This is a genomic window from Aquamicrobium sp. LC103, from assembly GCF_001014615.2.
GTDB lineage: Bacteria > Pseudomonadota > Alphaproteobacteria > Rhizobiales > Rhizobiaceae > LBCQ02.
Map to the genome: position 1 here is coordinate 49510 of NZ_LBCQ02000016.1, position 22768 is coordinate 72277.

Annotated in this window: 21 protein-coding genes; 15 read left to right on the plus strand and 6 right to left on the minus strand. The window is 64.4% G+C overall.

Annotated features, from left to right (window positions below; genetic code table 11):
• Positions 1-62: 62 nt before the first annotated feature.
• Together XW59_RS26135 and XW59_RS26140 are read right to left on the minus strand one after the other, a co-directional pair.
• A complete protein-coding gene (locus XW59_RS26135) occupies positions 63-245 on the minus strand; it encodes a hypothetical protein (RefSeq protein WP_136068475.1) in 183 nt (60 codons plus the stop codon).
• Positions 246-483: 238 nt separating this feature from the next.
• Complete coding sequence (locus tag XW59_RS26140) at positions 484-1464, minus strand: tripartite tricarboxylate transporter substrate binding protein (RefSeq protein WP_047148349.1); 981 nt, start codon at positions 1462-1464, stop codon at positions 484-486.
• 204 nt (positions 1465-1668) lie between these two features.
• Between XW59_RS26140 and XW59_RS26145 the strand changes: the two genes are divergently transcribed.
• From XW59_RS26145 to XW59_RS26185, 9 genes are all read left to right on the plus strand, one after another.
• Positions 1669-2439: an enoyl-CoA hydratase/isomerase family protein gene (locus XW59_RS26145; RefSeq protein WP_047148350.1), complete on the plus strand. Its 771-nt coding sequence runs from the start codon at positions 1669-1671 to the stop codon at positions 2437-2439.
• Between the two features lie 19 nt (positions 2440-2458).
• On the plus strand, positions 2459-4570 hold the full coding sequence (locus tag XW59_RS26150; RefSeq protein ID WP_082137799.1) for an acetate--CoA ligase family protein: 2112 nt from the start codon (positions 2459-2461) through the stop codon (positions 4568-4570).
• A gap of 14 nt (positions 4571-4584) precedes the next feature.
• On the plus strand, positions 4585-5793 hold the full coding sequence (locus XW59_RS26155; protein WP_137327105.1) for an acyl-CoA dehydrogenase family protein: 1209 nt from the start codon (positions 4585-4587) through the stop codon (positions 5791-5793).
• 1 nt (position 5794) lies between these two features.
• Positions 5795-6808, plus strand: a complete 1014-nt coding sequence (locus tag XW59_RS26160) for an acyl-CoA dehydrogenase family protein (protein WP_047148353.1) — start codon at positions 5795-5797, stop codon at positions 6806-6808.
• Between the two features lie 27 nt (positions 6809-6835).
• Positions 6836-7591, plus strand: a complete 756-nt coding sequence (locus tag XW59_RS26165; RefSeq protein WP_047148354.1) for a glucose 1-dehydrogenase — start codon at positions 6836-6838, stop codon at positions 7589-7591.
• Positions 7592-7619: 28 nt separating this feature from the next.
• Positions 7620-9065: a glucose 1-dehydrogenase gene (locus XW59_RS26170; RefSeq protein ID WP_170990228.1), complete on the plus strand. Its 1446-nt coding sequence runs from the start codon at positions 7620-7622 to the stop codon at positions 9063-9065.
• Positions 9062-9838, plus strand: a complete 777-nt coding sequence (locus XW59_RS26175) for a carboxymuconolactone decarboxylase family protein (RefSeq protein ID WP_052958483.1) — start codon at positions 9062-9064, stop codon at positions 9836-9838. Before XW59_RS26170 ends, XW59_RS26175 begins: the two co-directional genes overlap by 4 nt.
• Before the next feature lie 149 nt (positions 9839-9987).
• A complete protein-coding gene (locus tag XW59_RS26180; RefSeq protein WP_047148355.1) occupies positions 9988-10452 on the plus strand; it encodes a tripartite tricarboxylate transporter TctB family protein in 465 nt (154 codons plus the stop codon).
• On the plus strand, positions 10452-11975 hold the full coding sequence (locus tag XW59_RS26185; protein ID WP_047148356.1) for a tripartite tricarboxylate transporter permease: 1524 nt from the start codon (positions 10452-10454) through the stop codon (positions 11973-11975). Before XW59_RS26180 ends, XW59_RS26185 begins: the two co-directional genes overlap by 1 nt.
• Before the next feature lie 120 nt (positions 11976-12095).
• Here the strand turns inward: XW59_RS26185 and XW59_RS26190 are convergent, their stop codons facing one another.
• Entirely contained in the window at positions 12096-12719 is a 624-nt protein-coding gene (locus tag XW59_RS26190; RefSeq protein ID WP_246666228.1) for a TetR/AcrR family transcriptional regulator, read from the minus strand.
• Between the two features lie 96 nt (positions 12720-12815).
• On the opposite strand from XW59_RS26190, the gene XW59_RS26195 reads away from it, so the two are divergent.
• Positions 12816-13697, plus strand: a complete 882-nt coding sequence (locus XW59_RS26195; protein WP_137327106.1) for an SMP-30/gluconolactonase/LRE family protein — start codon at positions 12816-12818, stop codon at positions 13695-13697.
• A gap of 13 nt (positions 13698-13710) precedes the next feature.
• Here the strand turns inward: XW59_RS26195 and XW59_RS26200 are convergent, their stop codons facing one another.
• Positions 13711-14616 (minus strand): LysR family transcriptional regulator, encoded by a 906-nt coding sequence (locus XW59_RS26200; RefSeq protein WP_047148358.1) that lies wholly within the window; start codon positions 14614-14616, stop codon positions 13711-13713.
• A 111-nt stretch (positions 14617-14727) separates the two neighbouring features.
• On the opposite strand from XW59_RS26200, the gene XW59_RS26205 reads away from it, so the two are divergent.
• From XW59_RS26205 to XW59_RS26215, 3 genes are read left to right on the plus strand one after another with little or no spacing between them, the layout of a single operon-like run.
• Positions 14728-15801 carry an LLM class flavin-dependent oxidoreductase gene (locus XW59_RS26205; RefSeq protein ID WP_047148359.1) on the plus strand — a complete coding sequence of 358 codons (1074 nt, stop codon included), beginning with the start codon at positions 14728-14730 and terminating at the stop codon, positions 15799-15801.
• A gap of 9 nt (positions 15802-15810) precedes the next feature.
• A complete protein-coding gene (locus XW59_RS26210; RefSeq protein WP_246666229.1) occupies positions 15811-16629 on the plus strand; it encodes a flavin reductase family protein in 819 nt (272 codons plus the stop codon).
• Between the two features lie 26 nt (positions 16630-16655).
• The gene (locus tag XW59_RS26215; protein WP_047148360.1) at positions 16656-17867 is read left to right on the plus strand and encodes a CoA transferase; all 1212 of its coding nucleotides are present in this window, start codon (positions 16656-16658) and stop codon (positions 17865-17867) included.
• A gap of 76 nt (positions 17868-17943) precedes the next feature.
• Here XW59_RS26215 and XW59_RS26220 read toward each other — a convergent pair whose 3' ends face one another.
• Complete coding sequence (locus XW59_RS26220) at positions 17944-20010, minus strand: 3-hydroxyacyl-CoA dehydrogenase NAD-binding domain-containing protein (protein ID WP_047148361.1); 2067 nt, start codon at positions 20008-20010, stop codon at positions 17944-17946.
• A 116-nt stretch (positions 20011-20126) separates the two neighbouring features.
• Here XW59_RS26220 and XW59_RS26225 point away from each other — a divergent pair, with 116 nt between their 5' ends.
• Both XW59_RS26225 and XW59_RS26230 read left to right on the plus strand, forming a co-directional pair.
• The gene (locus XW59_RS26225; RefSeq protein WP_047148362.1) at positions 20127-20753 is read left to right on the plus strand and encodes a TetR/AcrR family transcriptional regulator; all 627 of its coding nucleotides are present in this window, start codon (positions 20127-20129) and stop codon (positions 20751-20753) included.
• 26 nt (positions 20754-20779) lie between these two features.
• On the plus strand, positions 20780-21931 hold the full coding sequence (locus XW59_RS26230; protein ID WP_047148363.1) for an acyl-CoA dehydrogenase family protein: 1152 nt from the start codon (positions 20780-20782) through the stop codon (positions 21929-21931).
• A 78-nt stretch (positions 21932-22009) separates the two neighbouring features.
• Here XW59_RS26230 and XW59_RS26235 read toward each other — a convergent pair whose 3' ends face one another.
• Complete coding sequence (locus XW59_RS26235) at positions 22010-22717, minus strand: GntR family transcriptional regulator (protein ID WP_052958490.1); 708 nt, start codon at positions 22715-22717, stop codon at positions 22010-22012.
• Positions 22718-22768: the final 51 nt, after the last annotated feature.

The following is a 22768-nucleotide window of genomic DNA, read 5'->3' on the forward strand; positions in this document are numbered from 1 at the left end:
GTTCCCGACTTCGGTGCCTGCTTTTGCCGGCACTCACGTGCCGACCGGGATCCAGGCTTCGGCTAGTCGATCGAAGCCGTGGACTCCTCGTCAGGCCTCGTGGTCCATGGCGACGGGAACGAGCGGAGCTTGATGATCTCCGTTGCCGCCACCAAGACCATCTCCGCCAGATCGTCCTTGGTGAAGGATGCGGGATCCTTTGCCATCTGGAGCAATTCCTCCACTATGTCTTGCTCTTGGTCCATCTCGCCACCCCTTGCCTGCCGATCGTGAAAGCTTCCCAGCGATCGGCGGGCGAACATAGCTGGCAAATAGCTGTGTTCGTTCGACAATTTGGAGGAGGGACATGTTCGCAAAAGGCAGTCGGCCTACGCACCGGCGCGATTGCGGCAAAGGGGGCGAAAAGCGGGCGGATATGTGAACAATGAAAAACCCCGGCCGAAGCCGGGGTAAATACGTCGAATTCCGATGGTTTTCGCGCGATCAGTTCAACGTGATGCCCTCGGAGCGAATGATGTCCCCCCAGACCTTCATGTCGCGCTCGAGGATCGAGGTGACCGCCGTCGGCGCACCGGGATTGTTGGTCAGGCATTCGGCTTCCATGCGTTCGCGGATGCCTGCGTCCTGAAGTGCTATGTTGAGCGCCTCGTTCAGCCGCGTGACGGTGTCGTCCGGGGTTCCGGTAGGAACCATCAGCGAGTACCAGAAGGAACAGAGCAGGCCCGGATAGCCGGCTTCCACGACGGTCGGCGTGTCGGGCAGGCGCGCCATGCGGTCTGATGTCGTCACCGCAAGCATCTTCACCTCGCCGGACTTCTCATGCTCGATGAGAGAGGCGGGAGTGGAGAAGTTCAGGTCGTTCTGGCCGGCGAGCAGATCGAGGATCTGCGCGTTGTTGTTGCGATATGCGACCGGGGCCGAGGGAAGGCCGGTCGCCTTGCTGAAGAGGACGCCGAAGAGATGCGTGACGCTGCCGGGTCCAAGCGTGGCGTAGTGCAGAGGCTTGTTCCTCTCCTTCGCCCATTCGACGAGGCTCTTCATGTCGTCGACCGGGGCGGTCTTGGTGTTGACGGTGACGGTCAGCGGACCCTCGAGCATCATGCCGACGGGCTGGAAGTCCTCGATCTTGTAGGGAAGAGCCGAACGCAGGAGCGTGTTCAGCGGCAAGGTGCCGGTGGCGCCCACCAGGACCATGGTCCCGTCCTTGGGGCCACGCGCCACGCTCTGGGTTGCCACGATGCCGTTGCCGCCGGGCTTGTCCTCCAATATCACCGTCTGCCCCAGGGTTTTCGACATGTTGTCGGCGATCATGCGGATGATGTTGTTCACGGCGCTGCCGCCCGCGTAGGGATAGACGATGCGGATGGTCTCGCCGGCGGCGCGGGCGATCGTCGGCATGGCGAGCGGCGCAAGTGCTCCCGCGGTCATCAATTTGAGCGCATTGCGCCTCGAAAGCTGAAACATGCTGGTACCTCCCTGAAGCTTGTTCTGTAGCTAAAACAGTTCGCTCTATAACTAGTGACTGTCCGGTCAGTCAACAGCGTCCAAGGTCGATGATGTCAATTATTGGTTCTTGTCTGATCGAGAGTTGGCTGCTAGTGACTGACCGGTTGGTCAGCATGACTCGGATCAACGCGACGGCATCAAGCGGAAGTGGAGGGACTAAGGATGAGCGACGATTGCGTCAAATTGGAAGTGAGCGACCACATCGCTCTCGTTACACTCGACCGCCCGCCTGTCAACGCGCTCGACCGTCATATGCGGCGGCGGTTGATCGAGGTGTTCGATGAGATTTCCGACCGCGAGGATATTCGCGTCGCGGTGCTCACCGGTGCCGGCAAGGTCTTCTGTGCCGGCGCCGATCTCAAGGACCGTCCGGATGCGGAGAGGAAGGGCGATTTTCTCGAGCACAATCGCGTCACCCGCGAGACGGCGAATTCGATCCGCGAGTGCGCCAAGCCGATCGTCGCCGCGGTGAACGGTCCGGCCCTTGGCGCGGGACTCGGTCTCATGGCCGCGTGCGATATCTTTTACGCCAGCGAGAACGCCGTCTTCGGCATGCCCGAGATCGATGTCGGTCTCGCAGGCGGCGCCTCGATGCTCAAGACGCTGTTCGGCCGTTCCACCTTGCGCCGGATGTTCATGACCGGAGTGCGCCTCAGTGCGGCGGAACTTCACCAGCGGTGTGTGATCGAAGAGGTGACGTCGCCGGAGGATTTGCTGCCGACCGCGATGAAGACGGCCTCGCAGATCGCTTCCAAAAGCCCGATGGCCATCATTCACGCAAAGCACGCGTGCAACATGGTCGACCTGATGCCGCAGCGGGATGCCTATCGTTTCGAGCAGAACATCACGATGACGCTTTCCAAGACGGAAGACGCGAAGGAAGCTCGCATGGCGTTTCTGGAAAAGCGCAAGCCCGTTTTCAAGGGGCGCTGAGCCTTTGATGGTCGAGAGCATGACATTGGGACAAGGACTGGACGCGCTTTTCAGGCCGCGCTCCATCGCCGTTATCGGCGCATCGCAGGACGTGACGAAGATCGGCGGCCGGCCGCTGCAGCTTCTGCTGAAATACGGCTACGAAGGACGGATCTATCCGGTCAACCGCAATGGCGGCGAGGTGCAGGGCCTGCCTGCCTTCGCCTCGGTTTCCGATATCGCGGAGGCTCCCGAGCTGGCGGTCATCGCGGTGCCCGCGCAGGCCGCCCTCCAGGCGGTGGAGGAGTGCGGCGCAAAGGGCGTTTCGGCGGCGGTGGTGCTTACGGCGGGCTTCTCCGAGATGGGCGAAGAGGGTGCGCTGCTGCAGGAGCGTATCCGGGAAACGGCGAAGCGCAGCGGAATGCGCGTGCTCGGACCCAATTGCCTCGGATCGATCGGCATACCCGAACGGAGCATCGCGACATTTTCCATAGTCATCGAAGAGAGCCTGCCGAAGCCCGGCAAGGTCGCGATCGTCTCGCAGAGCGGCAACCTGGCGAGCTTCACCATGCGCCAAGCCGCCGACCGGGGAATAGGCATCAGTCGGTTTCTCGCCACGGGCAATGAGTGCGACGTCGATGTCGCCGACGGCATCGCCTATATGGCGCGCGATCCGGAAACCGAGATCATCCTGTGCTGCATGGAAACGGCACGCGATGCCGGCAAGCTGATCGGCGCGCTCGATCTGGCGCGCGCGGCGGGTAAGCCCGTTTTCGTCCTGAAGATCGGCTCGTCGGCAGCGGGAAGTGCCGCAGCAGCCTCGCATACGGGCGCGCTTGCCGGTTCGGACGCTGTGTTCGACGTGGTGTTCCGTGAGAGCGGCGCCGTCCGCGTCCACAGCATCGAGGAATTGATCAACGCGGGTCTGGCAAGCTCCGTCACCGGCCGGGGGCGGTTGCCGAAGGGCAATCGCGTCGCCCTGCTTGCCGCATCCGGCGGGTTCGGCGTGATGATGGCGGATGCGGCGAGCGCGCGCGGCCTCATCATGCCTGCCCTGGCGGAAGAGACGCAGCGCCGCATTCTCGAGGTCGTGCCCTACGCCTCGCCACGCAACCCGGTGGATACCACGGCCCAGGTCTCGGCGCGCCCGGAGCTTCTCGCGCGGGTGCTGAACGCGGTCGTGGAGGATGAGAGCTGCGACGTCACGATCATCCTGATGTCCAGCTCTTTGTTCGTGCCGAGGCTGCGCGACGTCTATCTCGCGGCGCTGGAGCAGGTGGCGCGGCAACATCCCGACAAGCTCCTGGTCCTTTGCTGCCGCGGGCCGGAGGACGCGATCGCACGCCTCAACGAGATGGGCTTCATCACCATAGAGGGGATCGATGCGGTCTGCTCGGCGGTCGCCGCGCTCGTACGCCTGGGTACGACGAAGGCCGAGGGAACACCGCGCGAAAAGGTCGAGCCAGCGCCGCCGCTGCCGGCCGCTGCCTTCGAGAACGAGAGTTCGGCCAAGCGCGTCCTGGCGGAAGCCGGCATTCCGATCCTGCGCGAGGCGGTGGTCCGGAGCGTCGACGAAGCGGCGAAAGCCGCCTCCGAGATCGGCTATCCGGTCGTCATCAAGGTGCTGTCGCCCGACATCGCGCACAAGAGCGAGGTCGGCGGGGTCGTCGTCGGCATCAAGGGCGAGGAAGAGCTGCGCAAGGCGTTCGAAGGCATGATGGCAAGCGTTGCCGACAAGGCACCGAATGCGCATGTCGACGGCGTTCTCGTCGTGGAGATGGCCGAAGGGGGCGTCGAGCTCATTCTCGGTTCGAAGCGCGATCCCATCTTTGGTCCTGTCGTGATGGTCGGGCTCGGCGGAATCTACGCCGAGATCATGCAGGACGTCGCTCTTCAGATCGCTCCCGTAAGTGAGGAACAGGCCTTCTCGATGATCCGGTCGCTCAAAGCCTTTCCCCTGCTGGACGGCGCGCGGGGCCGCCCCAAGGCGGATGCGCGCGCGGCGGCGAAGGCCGTTGCGGCCCTTTCCCATTTCGCCGCCAGCCATGCATCAAGCGTGGCCGAAATCGACATCAATCCGCTTCTGGTGCGGGCGGAAGGGCAGGGTGCGGTCGCCCTCGACGCCCTCCTCGTCTCCGCGACCGAGACGTGACCCAGGAACAGTCCATGAATGCGCCTTTTTCCAATTCCGATGCCCCAAGCCTGACGCTGTCGGGCGAGGCCTTGCGCACGCATGCGCGCGAGTGGCTCGAAAAGAACCTTCCCGAGAAATTCCGTACCGACCGGATGGTCGACGCTGCACCGACACTGGAGGAATCCAAGACCTACGAAGCCGCCTTGTATCGGGCGGGGCTCGTCGGCATCACCTGGCCGAGAGCCTATGGCGGCTATGGCCGCACCTTGCGCGAGCATCTGGTCGTCAGCCAGGAGATCGGCAGCGTGCCGATGCCCGAGAGCGTGAACTCGATCGGCAAGGAGCTTGCCGGCCCGATCATACTGGCGATCGGCAACGAGGAGCAGAAGAAGAGCTATCTTCCGGCCATTCTGGAGATGCGCGAGATCTGGTGCCAGGGCTTCTCGGAACCCGGCGCCGGCTCGGATCTGGCGGGCCTGCGCACACGCGCGGAGAAGATCGGCGGCAAATGGCGCGTCAACGGCCAGAAGATCTGGACCAGCGGAGCCTATCGCGCGCAGCGCTGCCTGCTCCTGGCGCGCACGGGCACGGTCGAGGATCGCCATCGCGGCCTCTGCCTGTTCGCCGTTCCCATGGACACGCCGGGCATCCGGGTCAACAAGATCAGATCGATCGACGGCAAGGAGAGCTTCTGCGAGGTCTTCTTCGACGATGTCGAGGTGGACGAGGCCGATGCGCTGGGCCTTCCCGACGAAGGCTGGAACGCGGCGATCCGGGTCCTTTCGATCGAGCGCGCCACCAACCGGATGCACCGGAGCTGGCGGTTCGAGAACGAGATGCGCCATCTGGTGTCCGCATGCAATGCCGATCCAGCTTTGAAAGCTCTCCTCGATGACGGCTATTACCGGCGCCAGCTCGCCCGGATCGGTGTCGATCTCGAAGTCCTGAAAGGGCATATCGAAACCGTCGTCGAGGCGCTCAGCGACGGCCAGTCGGTCGGCGCGCGCGGCAGCATCAGCAAGCTGCACTGGAGCGAGGCCCATCAGCGCTTCGTCGCGCTTGCCTTCGAGATGCTGGCCAAGGCTTCCAAGCCCGACCTGCCCGAAGTGCGCGCCGTGCGGAGCCGGTTCGAGAATCTCTATCTGCTCTCCTTTGCCGAAACGATCTATGCGGGCACGACCGAAATCCAGCTCGGCATCATCGCCGACCGCATCATGCAATTGCCGAAGGGAAGGAAATAGAATGACGAGCGAGACCGATTCCCTTGCTCCGGCGGATTTTGCGGAGGCGGCAAAGGCCTCCATCGCGGCCTCGACGGAGCTCGCCATGGCTGATGTCGCGACGCGCCTGGCGCAGGACGGTATCGCCGGAATGTTGGCGAGCGAGGATGCCGGCGGCCTCGGCCTGCCGGTCCGTTACGCGGTTCCCGTTCTCGCCGCGGCCGGCGAAGCGCTCTTTCCCTTCCCGTTGATCGAGACGCTCCTGGCGGCGCGTGCGCTCGACGCATGCGGTTCCGGGTCCGCCGCCGGCGTGATAACCGGCGAGACCGTCGCGACGATTGCCTGGGGTGGTGCCGCCGATGTGGCGAGGGAAGGAGACAAGATCACGTTGAATGGCGTCGTCTCCCTTGCGCCGCATGCCGACAAGGCGGATCTGGTGCTCGTTGCACTCGACAACGGCGAGGCGGTTGCCGTGCCAACCGCGGGGCTCTCCATTGCCGCGGCCTGGGGCATCGACCATGAGCGTCCCTGCTTCGAGATAAACCTCTCGGGGGTCGAAGTGGATGCGTCCTGCCTGATCCCGGCGGCCTCCTGGAAAGAGCTCATCGAGGACGCGCTCGTCTCGCGCGCCGCGGTGGCGTTGGGCTGCGCTGCCTCCTGCCTCGCCATGGCGGAGGAACATGCCAACACACGCATCCAGTTCGGCCGGGCATTGTCCGCCAACCAGGCGATGCGGCATATGCTTGCGCGTATGAAGATGCATGTGGAAAACATCCGTGCCGTCATCGACAGCGGCTTCAGCGCAGCCAATTCCTCCAGTCCGGCTCTGCGCCGGAAGGCGGCGTATCTGGCCGCGGTCTCCAGCGGAATTTTCGTGGTGGAGCGGGCAATCCAGGTGCATGGCGGCATGGGGTTCACCTGGGAAATGCCCTTGCATCGCCACTTGCGCTGGCTGCGGTCGCTCCAGACGCAGGGCGACAGCGACGGTCTTCTGCTCGAGGTCGCCGATGATCTCATCGGCTCCGCGGCAGCCTGAAACCAGATGAAATGAAAGTGCATCACCATGATCAGTTTTGACGGCAAGGTCGCCCTCATCACCGGGGCGGGCCATGGAATCGGGAAGGCGACGGCCAAGCTGATGGCCGCCCATGGAGCCATCGTCGGCGTGAACGACCTGAAGCAGGAATTCGTCGACGAGGCCGTGGCCGAGATCGCCTCCGCCGGCGGCAAGGCGATCGGCGTCGTACAGAATGTCGGCACCCGTGAAGGCATCCGCGCCGCAGTCTCCTCCCTCCATGAGCAGGCGGGGCGCCTCGATATTCTCGTGAACAATGCGGCCTGGGTCCGCTACCAGTCCATTCCCGACATCCAGCCCGAGACGATGGAACGGATGCTCGATGTCGGGTTCAAGTCGGTGATCTGGGGCATCCAGGCCGCCGCCGAGGTGATGGATCCCGAAAGGGGCGGAGCGATCGTCAACGTGGCTTCGCTCGCCGGCTTCCGCTCGGCGGTCAACAGCCTCGTCTATAGCGGCATCAAGTCCGGCGTCATGGGCATCACCCGCGCCGCGGCGGCCGAACTGGGCACACGCAACATCCGCGTGAACGCGGTCGGTCCGTCGGCCGTGCCCACGGAGGGCACCGAGAAACATCGCAACGCGGAACGCGATGCGAAGCGCATTGCCGCGACGCCGCTCGGTCGTTTGGGGAACGTCGACGACATCGCCAAGGCGATCTGCGTGCTGGCGAGCGACGCCTCCTCCTTCGTCACGGCACAGGTGCTCTATGTCGACGGAGGCGCGTCCCGCACGAGCTTCTGAATTGAGGAGAAGAATGAGGGAGGAAAGTTTGACCGAGAAACGTGTCGCGCTGGTGACGGGCGGAGCCTCCGGCATCGGTTGGGCGACCGCCGCCCGGCTTGCGTCAAGCGGTTCGCGGGTCGTCGTGGCGGATCTGGATGCCGCGAAAGCCCGCGAACGGGCGCGGGAGCTCGGGCCGGATCATCGGTGGCTGCGGGTCGACATGGGCGATTTGGCGGGGGCCGTGGACATGGTGCGCCAGGCGGCCGCCTTTGGCCGCCTGGACGTTCTCGTCAACAATGCCGGGCGCACCACCAGCGGCGGCGTGCCGCTCGTCGAGGACAGCCGCGAAACCTTCGACGGCATCATGGCGGTCAATCTGTCGGGCGGGCTTGCCGCGGCGGAGGAAGCCGCGCGCATCATGGCGATGCAAGGCGGCGGCGCGATCGTCAATGTCGCTTCGGGGGCCGCGTTTCGCGCCATTCCCTTGCGCAGCGCCTACAGCCCTTCCAAGGCGGGCGTGCTTGCGATGACGCAAAAGCTCGCCGCGCGCTGGGCGCCGCACCGCGTGCGCGTCAACGTCGTGGCGCCCGGCTTCGTCGGCACGGAGCTTCTTTCCCGCCTGATCGCCGAAGGCCGGCTCGATCCCTCCGACGCGCTGCGCAAGATACCTCTGGGACGCATGGGCACGCCCGAGGAGATCGCCGATTGCATCGCCTTCATGACGTCCGAGGCCGCCGGCGCGATCACCGGCTGCGCGCTCAAGGCCGACGGCGGATCGCAGGCCTTCGGCGGCAGCGGCGAGGCGGCGCGGAGGCTGGGGGCGGAACCCGCTTCGCCGCCGGAAGGCTTTCCCGTTGCCGCCATATTCGGGGCCACCTCCATCGGCATCGCCTGCGCCGAGAGGCTCGCCGGACGAGGCATGACGGTCGTGCTCGCTGACGATCGGAAAGCTTTTTCGTCGCCCTGTGCCGCGCGTTCGCAGCGTTTCGCGACGAGCGACGTCAACCTTGCCGATGATGCGGCGATGCGTGGTTTCCTCTCTTCCCTGGCCCGAAGTCATGGCCGTCTCGATGCCGTCATCGACGCGCGGGTCGATTTCAACGCCGCCTCGCGGTCAAGGACCGCGGCGGACACGCACGGCCTGCTGCGGGCGTCCGGGCCGATTCTGCTTGCCCAGGGATACGGAAGCATCGTCAGCATCGTCCGCTCCTGGGCGTGCCTCGACGATCCGGCGGAAGCCGCGGAAGAGGCAGCGATCGAGATGCTGTCGCGGACGGCGTGCTGCGAATGGGGCGGCTCCAACATCCGCGTCAATACGGTGGCCGTTACCGGTCCTGACGATGGACAGGACGCCAAACCCGCCTGCCGCCCGCTGGTTGCCTTCGACGTGGCGGCGGCGGCCGGCTTCCTGATCTCTTCGCAAGCATCCTACGTCACCGGCGCGACGCTCGATGTCGGCGTCCACGCCTTGGCGGGAGGGCAGGCCGCATGAGCGCGATCGTGCCGAGCGAGGCGGAAAAACGGCTCAAGGACGCCTTCATCCGCGCGCGCGGCTATTGGCGGCCGTGGACAGAGTTTCTGTTGCGGCACGATCCGTCCTTCCTGGACCTGTACGCACGCTATGCCGGCCATCCGGCCAGCCGCGGCTTCCTGTCGGAGAAAACCGTGGAGCTGATCTATGTCGCGCTCGACGGATCGGCCACGCATCTCTTCCAGAGTGGGCTTTCGCTGCATATGCGGCTGGCGCTCGAAAAGGGGGCGAGCGTCCGCGAGGTTCTGGGCGTGCTTCGTCTCGCCACGGCACAGGGTCTTCAGGGCACGTTCGCCGGCCTCTCCATCCTGGGCGAGGAAATGGAAGCGGCCGGACTGCCGCCGGTCGAGAGAAGGCTTTCGACAGAGGAGCAGGCCCTGAAGCGGCGCTTTGCCGACCTTTACGGGAGCTGCGAGCCGTTCGCGGAATTGCTGCTCGAGCGTGACCCGGACTATCTCCGCCTCGTCTGCGAGCTCCTCGAAGGATCGGGGGAGAAGGACGGGCTCGATCCGGAAACCGGCCTGCTGGTGGAAATCGCCCTCAGCGCGTGCTTCACCGGCCACGATGCCACAACGTTGCGGTCGGCAATCCGCCGGGCTCTGCGGGCGAAACTCGATCCGAACGCCATCGTGGAAGTTCTCCAACTGACCGCCCATCTGGCAGTCCATTCCTGCTCGGTGGGTATCCCGGAGCTTGAGCGGGTGCTGGCCGGGATCGAGGGGAGTCTGCGTTGACTGTCCGGTCAGTCATATCGTATAGGTCTCGCCGCTCGATGTGCGCCGGGGCTTGGAGGAGGCGGACATGCTTGCCCTGCATTGAGGCATTCGGTTCCGCGCGGCTTCGCCGCGGACCCACCTGGCAGTAACTCAACTCGGAGGAGCCAATGTTGAGATCCATTCCTCGCAATGACCTGATATCCGGCCTGGTCGTCATCGCGATCGGCGCTTTCGCTTTCGTCGAGGCGCTGAACTACCCGCTGGGCTCCACCCGCAATATGGGGCCGGGCTATTTTCCGATCATGCTGAGCACGCTGATGGTTCTCTTCGGCCTCGGCATCATCTTTGTCGAAGGGCGTCGCTCGCAATCCGAGGAAGCCGGAACCGAAGCGGTCGTGGCGGGTGTCCCGCTTCGTCCCATCCTCGCCAACATGGCTGCCTTCACTTCCTTCGCCCTGCTCGTCGAAGGCGCGGGTCTCTTCGTCGCCGCGCTGGCGGCGGTCTTCCTGGCGGGGCTCGCCAACAAGGAAACGTCCATACCGAAAGCGGCGATCATCGCCGTGGTGGTCTCGGCCTTGTGCTGCCTCGTGTTCGTCTACGGCCTGCGCCTTCAGATGAGGATCTTTCCCTGATGGATTTCTCCCAGCTTTACGATGGGCTGGCGCTGGGCGCCGCCCTGGTCTTCTCGCCGGAAGGCCTGTTCTACTGCTTCCTGGGCGTCTTTCTCGGCACCTTCATCGGCGTGCTGCCGGGCATCGGGCCGATGGCGACGATCGCGATGCTCATCCCGATCTCGTTCCATCTGGAGCCGGCCTTCGCGCTGATCACGCTCGCCGGCATCTATTACGGCGCTTCCTACGGCGGGTCGACCGCCTCGATCCTGCTGAACCTGCCGGGAACTTCCTCGAGCGCGGTGACGGTTCTGGACGGCTACCCGATGGCGCGTCAGGGCAGGGCGGGTGTGGCGCTGTTCATCACGGCGATCGCCTCCTTCATCGGCAGCATGGTCGGCCTCGTGGCGCTGGTCATTGCCGCGCAGCCGCTGGCCAAGCTTGCGATCGAATTCAGCGCGCCGGAGTATTTTTCCCTGATGCTCCTGGGCCTGCTCGCCTTCGCCCTTCTTGGCGGGCAGCGGCCTTTCCGTGCACTTGCGATGATGTCCTTCGGGCTCCTGCTCGGTCTTGTCGGCATCGACATCAACAGTGGCCAGTCGCGCTATGTCTTCGGGATCCCGCAGTTTTACGAGGGACTTTCACTGGTGGCGCTGGCCATGGGCCTCTTCGGCCTGCCGGAAATCTTCCAGAATTCCGGCAATTCCTCGCCGAAGGATCAGAACATGCAGAAAGTGACGCTGCGCTCGATGCTGCCCACGCGAGAGGACTGGCGGCGTTCCTGGATGCCGATGCTGCGCGGCACCGGCATCGGCTCGCTCTTCGGCGCGCTGCCGGGCACGGGCGGCGTCATCGCCTCCTTCATGTCCTACACGGTCGAAAAGCGCGTGAGCAAGGAACCCGAGCGCTTCGGCAAGGGCGCCATCGAGGGCATCGCCTCGCCCGAAGCCGCCAACAACGCAGCCGTGCAGACCGGCTTCATTCCGACCCTGAGCCTCGGCGTGCCCGGCGATGCCGTGATGGCGTTGATGCTTGGCGTGCTCATGATCCACGGCATTGCTCCCGGCCCCAACCTTGCCAACGAAGCGCCGGATCTCTTCTGGGGCGTCATCGTCAGCTTCGCCGTCGGCAACGTGATGCTGGTGATCCTCAACATCCCGCTGATCGGGCTGTGGGTGCGGGTTTTGCGCATTCCCTACAACATCCTCTTCCCCACCATCGTCCTTCTCGTGCTGGTGGGGGTCTACTCCGTCAACTATTCGGTGGTGGACATCTTCGTCGTCATGGCCTTCGGCGTGATCGGCGTGCTGATGCGGATGATGCGCTTCGAGGCGGCGCCCGTGATCCTCGGCTGCGTGCTCGGTCCGCTGATGGAAGAGAATTACAGGCGCGCGCTGGTGCTCGCGGACGGCGACTTCATGCATTTCGTCGAACGGCCGATCAGCGCCGTGCTGTTGATGTTCTGCGCCGCCCTGGTCGTCTTTTCCGTCTATTGCAACGTGCGTATCTGGGCCGCGCGGCGGAAGAAGCCGGCGGCTGCCTGAAGGAAACGGAAGGGCGCGGGCTTGCCGGACCGGCAGGCCCGCATTCCCGCCGGCGACAGGAACCACGGCGTGCGAGGAGGCATCGCAAGGAGAAACGTCCGGGGTGACGGCGCGAGATCGTCAATCGCGCGGCCGGAGGCCCTCGAAGATCATTTCAAAATACTGGCCGGCGATCTCGTGCGGGGTCATCGACTTCTTCGGATTGTACCAGCGCGGCATCCAGTTGAGGGCCGACAGGACGAGGCGTCCCGCCATGGCGACATCCACGTCGGATCTGATCTCACCGGCATCGATGGCTTCCTGGATGATCCCGCGCAATTGGCGCTCGTAACGGTCGCGCCGTGTCAGGCGCTCTTCCTGCTGGCGCAGCTCGGGGTCGTTCCAGAACGCCGTGGTGGACGCCATCCATGCCCAGCGGTTCCTGTGAAAATGATCGGCGGTCGCTGTCATGAACGCGCGCAGCTTGTCGGACGCCTTTTCTTCCCGCCGGACGCATTCCTCCACGTGAGTATAGAGATGAGCACTCACTTCACTTGCGACGATCGAATAGATTTGATCCTTGCTCTCGAAATGGTGGTAGAGCAGAGCCTTCGATATGTTGCAGGCGTTGGCGATCTCGCGCATCGAGGCGCCCTTGTAGCCTCTGCGGGCGAAGATCTCCGCCGCCGCCGCCTTGATCTGTTCTATGCGCTCGGCGGAATGCATCTCCGTGCGGCTCTTGCCCGTGTTGACCGATGTGTCCACCGCTTGCTCCAACTACCGATCCTTCAACCGTCGGCACGCGGCCGCGGTTTCGATTCTACCTTTTTACTATCATAGAGTTGATGAGAGCCAACAAGAATGAAAGTCAGCGTTACTCGTATCGGCACTTCCGTGGATCGGCTTGGCGAGAGTCCGCATTGGGACGAGGAGACCGGCAGCCTTTATTGGATCGACGCGGTTGAAGGGATCGTTCGCAGCTTTCATCTCGAGACGGGTCGAACCGCGGAGTGGCGTCTGCCGCCGCCGGTAGGCTCCATGGCGCTCGGCACGACCAACACGGCGATCGCCGCCCTGAAGGAGGAATTTGCACTGGTCGATCTGGCCGAGGGCGGTGTCAGGACCCTGCGCGGCATCGACGTCGACCATCCGGATGTGCGCATCAATGACGGCAAGGCGGATCGTGCAGGAAACTTCGTCGCCGGCACCATGCATACGGGACGTTTGGAAGGCGAGGCGCCGCTGGGCGGTATCTACCGGGTACGGCCGGGCGGAAGGCTGGAGCGTCTCGCCGATGGGTTCGGCGTGGCGAACGGACCGTGCTTTTCCCCGAGCGGCGGCACGCTCTATATCGCCGACACGTCCACGAGGAAGATGTGGGCCTTCGACTATGCGCCGGATGCACCATTGGGCGAAAAACGCCTCTTCGTCGACACGGATGCACTCGGCTCCGGTATCGATGGGGCGACGGTGGACGCGGAGGGCTGTCTGTGGGGCGTGCTGGTACGCGCCGGAAAGGTGGCGCGGTTCACGCCCGCCGGCCGCCTGGACCGGTTGATCGACATGCCCGTGACACACCCTACGAGTCTCGCCTTCGGCGGGCCGGATCTGGACCTTCTCTTCGTGACGAGCCTGTCGCGAAGCGCCAATCTCCAGGCGAACGAAGCCGAGGCGGGCGGGCTCTTCGCCGTCGAGGGACTGGGTGTGCGCGGACTTCCGGCGAGCCGTTTCGGGCGGGCCTGAGCGGCCCGGGATCTCACAGCCTGCTCCGGCCCGCGTGCTCGACGAGAAAGTCGAGGAAAACCCTGATCTTGCGCGGCAGATATGAGGTCTGGCGGTAGGCAGCATAGATGCCGCCGTCGAAAGTGGTGTTGGTGATGCGGTAGTCGGGGAGGAGACGCAGAAGCGTTCCGTCCCGAAGTTCGCTGCGCACGGTGAAGTCGTCGAGAAGCGCCACGCCGTCACCGATGACGGCCAGCCGGCGGATAAGCTCTCCGTTGTCGGTCCCGAGCGCGGAATCGATCTGCAATTCCTGCAGCTTATCGTCCTTCATGAACCTCCAGACCGCCGGTTCCGGCCCCAGGAGGTAGGTGAGGCAGTTGTGATCCTTCAGGTCGCCGGGCTCCGTCACGGTCGAGGAGCGGGCGAGATAAAGCGGGGAAGCGACGAGGATGCGCTGGCTGGAAAGGATCTTGCGCTGGACGAGACTGGGGTCCTGCGGCGCCGAAAAGCGCAGGTCGATGTCGTACTCCTCCTCGCGCAGGCGTATCTGCCGTTCCGACAGCGTCAGCTCCAGCCGGATTTCCGGATAGGCTTGCTGGAAGAGCGGGAGGAGGGGGCCCAGCACCTGCAATCCGAACAGCGTGCGCGAATGCACCCCGAGAACGCCCCTCGGCGTGGTCTGAAGCGCGGCGGCCTCGTGGTCGGCGTCGGCGATCTCCTCGAGGATGCGTTCGGCGCGGGCAAAATAATGCGTGCCCGCCTCCGTCAGTGCGACGCTGCGCGTGGTACGCGAGATGAGTTGGACGCCGAGCTGGGCTTCGAGTTCGGCGATGTGCCGCGACACCGATGCAGGAGACAGGCCCGCCGCCTTGGCGGCCTTGGAGAAACTGCCTTCGCGGGCGGCGCCGACGAAAATTTCCATCGCCCGCAGCTTGCTCATACACACCTCACTTTTTCATTTTCCGGAATAGTGATGTTCGAATTGAAGCAATTGTTATTCGAAATTTCGCCAATTAGCATCTTTGAAATTCAAAAAACGAGGAGCGATGAGATGGATTTCGGCGTCTTCATTCTGGCCCAGCAGCGCGGCTATCATCAGGCCCCCGAGACGGTCATCCGCAACGCCATCGAACAGACGGTCGCCGCGGAGGCCGCCGGCTTCTCCAGCGCCTGGTACGCGGAGCATCACTTCAACAACTACAGCCTTTCGCCGTCGCCGTTGATGATGGTTTCGCATGCGGCCGCGCTGACGAAGAAAATTCGCCTCGGCTCGGCCGTATGCATCCTGCCGCTCTATCAGCCGGTCCGCCTTCTCGCGGAAATCGGCATGGCCGACGTGTTTTCGAACGGCCGCCTCGAGCTGGGCGTCGGCTCCGGCTACCAGAAGTTCGAGTTCGACCGCTTCGGGGTGAAGATCGAGGAATCCCAGGAGATCTTCAACGAGACCCTCGACGTCCTCCAGAAAGCCTTCGCCGAGAAGGTCTTCTCCTATGAAGGCAAGCACATACAGATCCCGCCGACGTCGATCGCCGTGCGTCCTCTGCAGAAACCGCTGCCGCCGCTCTGGATCACGTCCGGCAATCCGCAGACGCTTTCCCGCGCTGTTCGCGAGGGACACAATATGTTCGTGACGGCGCTGCTCAACGGCATGGATGCCATCAAGACGCTGCGCGGCAAGCTGGAGGACGTGGCAGCTTCCGAGGGCAAGCAGATCGACGATCTGGGCTTCGGTTTCCTGCGCTGCGCCTTCGCCAGCGACAATCAGGCCGAGATCGACAGCTATCTGGACAATGCCCGTTTCCAGCGCCGCATTTCCGAGAGCCTCAAATATCGCCGCGCCGAGAGCGACGACGGCTACATGGTCAAGGAGGTGCCGGGCCAGAACGACCCGACATTCGAGCAGCTTCGCGCCAACCTGCCGGTCGGCAGCGTCAATCAGGTCATCGACCGGATGCTCGAGGAGATCAGCGTGCTCAAGCCCAAGCTCATCGCCATCCAGACCCAGCTCGGCGATCTCGATCAGAAGATGATGCTGAAGCAGATCGAGCTGTGGGGCGAGAAGATCATCCCCGCGATCCAGCGCGAGCTGGGACCGGGCAAGACGTCTTCCGCGCAGGCCGCCTGAGGCAGAGCCATGCTGATCCGGGTCACGCAACATGGCGAGCTGGTGCTCGAGGCAGCGGAGGATTTCCGCCGCTTCTCCATCAGCATCGACCAGAGCGCGGGCGAAGTCGCCCGCGCGGCTCTGACGCGCATCGCCCGTTTCGACGGGGACCAGTACGCATGGGTTCGGCAGGACGGGCTGCGCTCGCTCTCGCCGCTGGCGGGGGAAAGTTCCTGGGAAGAGGGGTTGGCGCGCATGCTCGATTTTGCCGCGACCAAGGGCTGGCTCGATCCCGACGGGGCGATCCGTGCCCATATCGAAAACGCCGAGGCGCTGGCGCGCCAGGGCAGGGAAGCGTTGCCGGGCGTCAACGCGCAGTGCTTCAAGGACGCGATGCGCAATCTGGCGGGCGGCGTCGCCCTTGTCACGACGGGCGAGGGAAATCGCCGCTCCGGCCTGACGGTGACGGCGGTCACCTCCGTGTCGGCGGAGCCTCCCTGCCTCCTCGTTTGCGTCAACACGTCCTCGGCCAGCCATGATGCCATCCTCGCGAACGGAGCCTTCGCTGTCAGCCTGCTTGGCGCGCGTCACGAAGAGGTGGCGCTGCGCTTTGCGGGCGTGGGCGGCATCAAGGGAGCCGAACGCTTCCTGGGGACGGATTGGGTGCCCGGGCCGACGCGCTCGCCGATGCTTACGGACGCGCTTTGCGCGATGGATTGCGAGGTGCTCATGCACCAGGTGGTCGGCAGCCACGGCATCTTCATCGCCCGTGTCGTCAGCACGCGCAACGGTGCGGGCGAGCCGCTGGTCAATTTCCAGGGCAAGCTCAGGGCATTCTGCGGCAATTGACGGACACTCGCGCTGGAAGACGAGACATGACGACAGCCTCATCAAGCACGAGGGAGCCTGCCGCCGCGGGCTCCCTTTCCGGCCTTCGGGTCATAGATGCAAGCCGTGTTCTCGGCGGCCCCTATTGCGCGCAGATCCTCGGCGATCACGGCGCCGAGGTGATCAAGATCGAGCCGCCGCAAGGCGACGAGACGCGCGCCTGGGGGCCGCCTTTCCAAGGCGACGCCGCAAGCTACTTTCTCGGCCTCAACCGCAACAAGAAGTGCATCGCGATCGACCTTTCCCTTCCTGCGGGGCGTGAGCTGCTCCTGGAGCTTCTGGCCTCGGCCGATGTCTTCATCGAAAACTTCAAGACGGGAACGCTCGAACGCTGGGGCATCGGCTGCGATGTCCTCCAGGAGCGCTTCCCCTCGCTCGTGCATTGCCGGGTCTCGGGCTTCGGGGCGGATGGGCCCTATGGCGGCCGGCCGGGTTACGACGCCGTGATCCAGGCGCTTTGCGGCCTGATGAGCGTGAACGGCGAAAAGGGCGGCGAGCCCCTGCGCATGGGAATTCCGGTGGTCGACATGGTCACCGGCCTCAACGCGGCACTGGGCATTCTGATGGCCCTTCAGGAGCGGCAGAGGAGCGGGAGGGGACAGTTCGTCGAAGCCGCGCTCTATGATTGCGGTATCTCGCTGATGCACCCGCATCTGCCGAACCACTATCTCGGCGGCAAGGTGCCGGCGCCATCCGGCAATGCTCACCCGAACATAACGCCCTACGACACCTATGCGACGGCAAGCCAGCCGCTGTTTCTGGCGGTAGGCAACAATCGACAGTTCGAGCGGCTCTGCGGCGAGCTGGGCAAGCCGGAGCTTGCGGGCGACGAGCGGTTCGCCACCAACGCGGCGCGCGGCGCCAACCGGTCGGCGCTGAAGGAGGAAATCGAGGCCTTGCTGGCTTCTCACGAAGCAGATGAAATCTCGCAGCGTCTGATTGCGGCGGGTGTGCCCTGCGGCCCCGTGCGCAGCATCGATGCCGTCGTGGCGGACCCGCATACGGCGGCGCGCGAAATGATCGTCGACATCGGCGACTACCGGGGCACGGGCAGCCCGATAAAGCTGTCGCGCACGCCGGCGACATATCGCCAGCGTCCGCCGGCCTTCGCCGAGCATACGGACGAGATTCTTCGGGCACGAGGCATATCGATCGAGCAATATGCGGATGCGGTGCCGCGAACCCGCAAGCCGGATTGAGAAGGCGGAGCCATCGGCTCCCCGGATGGACACGAAGCGGGCGGCGGCGGAATTGCCGCCCGCTTCTTTTTCCGCCTCAGAAGGTCTCGCCGGCCGCCGCCTTCTCCAGGAGCAATCCGGCCGGCTCATAAACCGCCTTGCCCGTACGCTCGTGCCAATGGCGCAGCCGCCCCACGATTTCAGATAGCGTTTGCAGGCCAGCCCAGAACATCGGGCCGCCCTTGGACAGCGGGAAGCCGTAGCCGCGGATCCACACCACGTCGATGTCGGAAGCGCGCGCGGCGATACCCTCCTCGAGGATCTTCGCGCCCTCGTTGATCATCGGATAGACCGTGCGTTCGACGATCTCCTTCTCGGAAACCTCGCGGCGGGTGATGCCGAGCTCGGCCCGTTTGCTTTCTATGAAATCCAGAACCTCGGGGTCGGGAATGCCCTTGCGCGAACCGCCTTCGTATAGATAGAAGCCGCGGCCGGTCTTCTGGCCGAAGCGGTCCTGTTCGCAAAGCCAGTCGGCGATGATCGCCTTCTTGCCTTGCGCCTTGCGATTGCGCCAACCGATGTCAAGACCGGCGAGATCGCTCATCTGGAAAGGTCCCATCGGCCATCCGAAGGCGGTGAATGCCTTGTCGACCTGTTGCGGGGTCGCGCCGTCGAGGAGCAGCGCTTCGGCTTCCTCTCGTTGCGCCGCCAGCATCCGGTTGCCGACGAAGCCATGGCAGACGCCGACGACGACCGGCGATTTGCCAATCCTGCGCGCGGCGGCAAGGGCGGTCGCGAGCACGTCCGGCGCCGTCTTCGCGCCACGCACGATTTCCAGGAGCTTCATGACGTTGGCGGGCGAGAAGAAGTGAAGGCCGACCACGTCCGAGGCCCGCCCGGATGCGGCGGCGATCGCGTCCACGTCCAGATAGGAGGTGTTGGTCGCGAGGATGGCGCCGGGCTTGGCGACGCCTTTCAGCCGTTCGAAGAGTTCGCGCTTTATGTCGATGTCCTCGAAGACCGCCTCGATGATCAGGTCGCAATCGCCAAGATCGCCGAAATCGGTCGAGCCGACGATGCGGCTCAGACGGGACGTCTTCTCGTCTTCACCCAGGGAGCCGCGTGCGACGGAGGCCGCGTAATTCTTCCGGATGGTGGAAAGGCCGCGGTTCAGCGCCTCGTCGCTTATCTCGAAGATCGTTACCGGGAACGCCGCATTGGCGAAAGCCATCGCGATGCCGCCGCCCATGGTGCCGGCGCCGATGACGCCGATCTTTTCGATCGGGCGCGGTGTCACGTTCTCCATGCCGGGAAGTTTCGCCGCTTCGCGCTCGGCGAAGAACACGTGACGCATGGCGCGCGATTCGGTACCGCTCATCAGGGCCAGCGCCGCCTCCCGCGCCCTCCGCATCGCCTCGTCGAACGGAAGCTCGATCGTGTCGCGCACGCTTTGCACAGCCACGATGGGCGCCTGGAGGCCGCGCGCCTTCCCCTTGAGGGTTTCCGCGATTGCCTCGAACGCGCGCATGTCGGTCTCTGCGATCTTCTCGTTACGCTCGCGCACAGGAAGGGGACGCGCGCCCTCGGCGAGCCTTTCTTCGGCGAACTTCACCGCCGCCCCCACATGCGCGCCGTCGGCCAACGCGTCGACGAGGCCCACGGCATGCGCTTCCTCGGCCGAGACAGGATCTCCCGTCACGATCATTTCCAACGCCTTCACCGCGCCGGTCACGCGCGGCAGACGCACCGTGCCGCCTGAACCGGGGATGATGCCGATCTTCACCTCCGGCAGGCCCAGCCTGGCGCCTCTGTCGGCGACGCGGTAGTGGCAGGAAAGGGCGAGCTCGAGCCCGCCGCCGAGCGCGTTGCCGTGAATGGCGGCCACCGTCGGCTTCTCGATGGAATCGATGAGCGCGATGAGGTCGGGAAGGATCGGCTTCATCATCTGTTTCGGCGTTCCGAACTCGGAGATATCGGCGCCGGAAATGAAGGTCCTGCCGGCGCAGGCGATGACGATCGCCTTGCAGGACGAATCGTCCCTGAGCTGCGAAAGCGCGCCCACCAAAGCCTGTCGAAGATCGAAGCCGAGCGCGTTGACCGGAGGGTTGTCGATGGTCGCGACCGCTATGCTTCCCGTGCGGGTGACCGTAATCAGATTGCTCATATGAAACTCCAGAGAAAGGCGAACAACCGGCAATTCCGCGTGGCAGGAACGTTGTCGGTCGGCGGGGATCGGGAAGCGCCCATTTACTTTCCGACCAGTCAGTATATAAATATCGCATGACAAGGAGCCCGTCCAGTTCCAATCCTGACGCGAGCGTGCGCCTCGGGCGGCCGCCGAAGCTCGACGACGCGCGCGCCCGCATACTGGCGGAGGCTGCCGCGCTCTTCGCCGAGCAGGGGTACGAAACCAGCTCCCTTTCGGAGCTTGCAGCAAGGCTGGGGCTCACCAAGCCGGCGATCTACCACTATTATTCATCCAAGCAGGACCTGTTCGACGCGGTGATCCTGGAAACCCTCACCGGCCTCGTCGCCAATGTGGAGGAGGCGCTGGCCGATACGACCGGCCCTTGCGAAAAGCTGCGCCGATTCATGGTCGGCCATGCCCGGTATTTCGCCGGTCACCGCGACGGCTTCGTCACCATGCTGGTTGGGTTCGGCGGGATGAAGAACACGGAGTTCCGCGAGGATTCGCTCGTGCTTCGCAGGCGCTACGAGCAGCTTCTTCGCGACATCGTCAGCGAGGGCGTGGAGACCGGAGCGTTCCGCCAGGTCGATCCCGTGGTGACCGCCCGCGCCATACTTTCGATGCTGAGCTGGATGGTCCGCTGGTTTCAGCCCTCGGGCGGAAAGACGGCGGAAGAGATCGCCCTCGAATATGTCGAGCTCCTCGCGCTCGAACGCTGATTTTTCACGGAAAGGCAGAAAAGACGATGGCCCTGGATGCGGCGACATTCGACATGCTTCTCGATACGGTTCGCCGGTTCGTGGCCGAGCGGCTGGTCCCTCTCGAACGCGAGATTTCGGAACGGAACGCGATACCCGACGACGTCGTCGCGGGGATGCGGGAACTGGGCCTGTTCGGCCTCTCGATATCGGAGGAGTTCGGCGGGCTCGGCCTTTCCATGGAGGAGGAGGTGCGCGTCGTCTTCGAACTCGGACGCACCTCGCCGGCATTCCGCTCGATCGCCGGCACAAATATCGGCATAGGCTCCCAGTCCATCGTCCTATCCGGCACGGCCGAGCAGAAGGACGAATATCTGCCTCGCCTCGCCTCCGGCGAGATCATAGGATCCTTTTGCCTGACCGAGCCCGACGCCGGATCCGACGCCATGTCGATCCGCACGAGCGCGCGGCGCGAGGGCGACCACTACGTCATCAACGGCACGAAGCGCTTCATCACCAATGCCCCGGTGGCCGACCTCTTCACGGTGATCGCCCGCACGGGCGAGGGACGCTCCGGCGATGCGATCTCGTGCTTCCTGGTCGAGAAGGGGACGTCCGGTCTCGTTCTCGGCGAGCCTGACAAGAAGATGGGCCAGCAGGGCGCGCTCACCTGCGACGTGATCTTCGACGATTGCCGCGTTCCCGCAAGCGCGCTTCTGGGCGGTGTCGAGGGCAACGGCTTCCGAACGGCCATGCGCGTGCTCGACAAGGGCCGGCTTCACATCGCGGCGCTGTGCGTCGGGATCGCGGAACGCCTCATAGAGGAATCCTGCCGCTACGCGCTCGAGCGCAAGCAGTTCGGCAAGGCGATCGCGGATTTCCAGCTCGTCCAGGCGATGATCGCCGACAGCCGCACCGAAACCAGCGCGGCGCATTGCCTCGTGCTCGAAGCGGCCCGCAAGCGCGATCGGGGGGATGACGTCACGCTCGATGCCGCCTGCGCCAAATATTTCGCGTCGGAAATGGTCGGCCGCGTGGCCGATCGCGCGGTGCAGATCCATGGCGGCGCCGGCTACATGGCCGAATATGCGGTGGAACGGTTCTATCGCGACGTGCGGCTTTTCCGCATCTACGAGGGTACCTCGCAGATCCAGCAACTCATCATAGCGCGCGAAACGCTCAAGCAGGCCGCGGCCTGAGCTTTCCGGAAGCGTGAAACCGGTATTGGCGCGGTCGTGACGTCCTTGCCGCTTGGCGCGGATTTCAGTTTTGCCGCATCACCGTTCATCTTCGCGAAAGCGATGCAACATGTCCTCGGTCGCCGCGGCATGCTGCATGCGGATGATCGCTTCGGCGAGTTGCAGGTCCTGGCGCCTGATCGCATCGATTAGCATGCGCTTTTCCCGTGCCAGCCCCGATTGCCGGCCCTCGCCATAGCCGAAACGGCGACGGAAGGCGCCGATGAGTTCCCAACCGCGCAGGAATATGCGGTGAGCTTCGAAGTTGCCGCCGATCTCTACGATCTTGGCGTGAAACTCTCGATTGAGCGTCAATCCGGTTTCAAGATCGTTGCGCGCGATCGCCTCCTCGAAGGCGGTGGCGATCGCTTCCAGCACGTCGATCTTTTCAAGCGTCATCATCCTGATGCCGCGCCTGAGAGCAAAGACGCGCAATTCCGTGTTGATCTCGAACAGATCCTCGACGAAATGCCGATCAAGCCGCCTGACCGTGGCGCCCCGGTTAGGCTCGATCTCGATCAGCCCCTCGCCCTCGAGCTTGCGCAGGGCCTCCCGCAACGGCATCGGGCTGAAGCCGAACTGGCTGGAAAGCTCGGCGACCTTGAGCCGCTCGCCGGGGCCGTATTGTCCGGACAGGATTGCTTGCCGGATCATGCCGGTCGCCTGTTCGACCGAGGTCGAGGACAGATCCTCGCTGCTCTGCTCGCGGCCTCCGTTCGTTCTGGTGCGACGCGCCTGAGTTGCCATTCTTTCGTTCCGACTGCCTTATGGCGGCGGCGCGCTCATTGCGCTCCGCAG